The sequence below is a fragment of the Pseudomonas sp. CFII68 genome (assembly GCF_000416195.1).
In the GTDB taxonomy this organism is placed as follows: domain Bacteria; phylum Pseudomonadota; class Gammaproteobacteria; order Pseudomonadales; family Pseudomonadaceae; genus Aquipseudomonas; species Aquipseudomonas kilonensis.
This window is the reverse complement of the sequence record NZ_ATLN01000028.1, coordinates 1-2,031: the sequence shown is the minus strand read 5'-3', so window position 1 is coordinate 2,031 and position 2,031 is coordinate 1. Positions and strand designations below refer to the sequence as shown.

At 61.4% G+C, this 2,031-nt stretch carries 1 protein-coding gene; it reads left to right on the top strand.

Annotation, left to right across the window (positions count from 1 at the left end; all coding sequences use genetic code 11):
- Positions 1-717 precede the first annotated feature (717 nt).
- A complete protein-coding gene (locus CFII68_RS21735; protein ID WP_018602615.1) occupies positions 718-1,971 on the top strand; it encodes an OprD family porin in 1,254 nt (417 codons plus the stop codon).
- Positions 1,972-2,031 lie beyond the last annotated feature (60 nt).

The window sequence follows — 2,031 nt, the reverse complement described above, 5'->3', positions numbered from 1 at the left end:
TCGCGAGCAGGCTCGCTCCCACAGTTGGGTCGAAGTACAGCTGCCAGAACCCGGTCGACTGTCCACAGATCTGACAGGTGTACGACCGGGAGAGCCAGGTCGGCTATAAGGCCGCCTCGCGGTGGACGTTGATCTCGGCGCCCCGTTAACCACGCTGGCCGAACGCAGGCATTGTGGAGTGGGTAACCCGGCATGGATGCCGGGATAGCCGCGCTGGGCCATGGATGGCCCTTCGCGGCGGGCCCACGGAGCAATGCCGGAGTGAGGGCATGCCGAGCACTAGCGAGGCACCGAGTGGTGGGGCAGGAGCGTTTTGCTTACTTTTGCGCTTCTCAAAAGTGAGCCGCCGTCAGGGCGGAACCCTAAGTAGCCGTTACCACGAAAACGGATATGTACCCAGTCAACAAGAGCAAAGCCAGCTGACAGGCCGCCATCGCGAGCAAGCTCGCTCCCACAGTGGAATACGTCCATCCAATCGATTGTTTTGCCGTTCGATAATCGCCCAAAACCCGCAAACGGCAATTGAACCGATCCCGGGCGGCCCTTCACCATCGCTCGCACAAAACCAATAACAACAGGTTCGACGCCATGCCCCTACACCCCGCCTCACCCGGCTGATCCCCAATCGCCCTGACGACCCTGGCTCCACCCTTAGCGCCTGCACCTCAAACGTGCGGCAGCAACTCGCTTCGTCCACAAAAAATAGAGACAACGCCCATGAAGCCCATACAGCACCTGTTCCCCAGCCTCATTGCCGCCGCCCTGACCAGTACCGCCCTACCCGTCCTGGCGGCGGAATCGGGGTTTGTCGAAGACGCCAAGGTCAACCTCAACCTGCGCAACTTCTACATCAACCGCAACTTCACCAACCCGAACAATACCCAGGGCAAAGCCGAGGAATGGACCCAGAGTTTCATCCTCGACGCCAAGTCCGGCTTCACCCAGGGCGTGGTCGGTTTCGGCGTGGACGTGCTGGGCATGTACTCGGTCAAGCTCGACGGCGGCCGCGGCACGGCCGGTACGCAATTGCTGCCGGTGCACGATGACGGTCGTCCGGCCGATGACTTCGGTCGCCTGGGCGTGGCCCTCAAGGCCAAGGTATCGAAGACTGAACTGAAGGTCGGCGAATGGATGCCGGTGCTGCCGATCCTGCGTTCCGACGACGGTCGTTCCCTGCCCCAGACCTTCCGTGGCGGCCAGGTGACCTCCACCGAAATCAGCGGCCTGACCCTCTACGGCGGCCAGTTCCGTGGCAACAGCCCGCGCAACGACGCGAGCATGGAAGACATGTCGATGAACGGCCGTGGCGCGTTCACCTCCGACCGTTTCAACTTCGGCGGCGGTGAATACGCCTTCAACGAAAAACGCACCCAGGTCGGCGTCTGGTACTCGGAGCTGTCCGACATCTACCAGCAAAAATACTTCAACCTGACCCACAGCCAGCCTATCGGCGACTGGACCCTGGGCGCCAACCTCGGCTACTTCATCGGCAAGGAAGACGGCAGCGCGCTGGCCGGCGACCTGGACAACAAAACCGCGTTCGCCATGCTCTCGGCCAAATACGGCGGCAACACCTTCTACGTCGGCCTGCAGAAAGTCGGTGGTGACGATGCCTGGATGCGCGTCAACGGCACCAGCGGCGGCACCCTGGCCAACGACAGCTACAACTCCAGCTACGACAACGCCAAGGAAAAATCCTGGCAGTTGCGCCACGACTTCAACTTCGCCGCCGTCGGCGTGCCGGGCCTGACCCTGATGAACCGCTACATCAGCGGTGACAACGTGCACACCGCCACCGTTGACGACGGCAAGGAATGGGGCCGTGAAAGTGAGCTGGCCTATACCGTGCAGAGCGGCGCGCTGAAGAGCCTCAATGTGAAGTGGCGCAACTCGACGATGCGTCGGGATTACAGCACCAATGAGTTCGATGAGAACCGGTTGATCATCAGCTATCCGATCAGCTTGCTGTAAAAGCCAGGCATGGAGGGAGGCTGTACCATCGTCATCGCGAGCAGGCTCGCTCCCACAGGG

What these genes read in the sequence shown, in the direction of transcription:
- CFII68_RS21735 (WP_018602615.1), top strand. Translation starts at nt 718, where the DNA reads ATGAAGCCCATACAGCACCTGTTCCCCAGCCTCATTGCCGCCGCCCTG.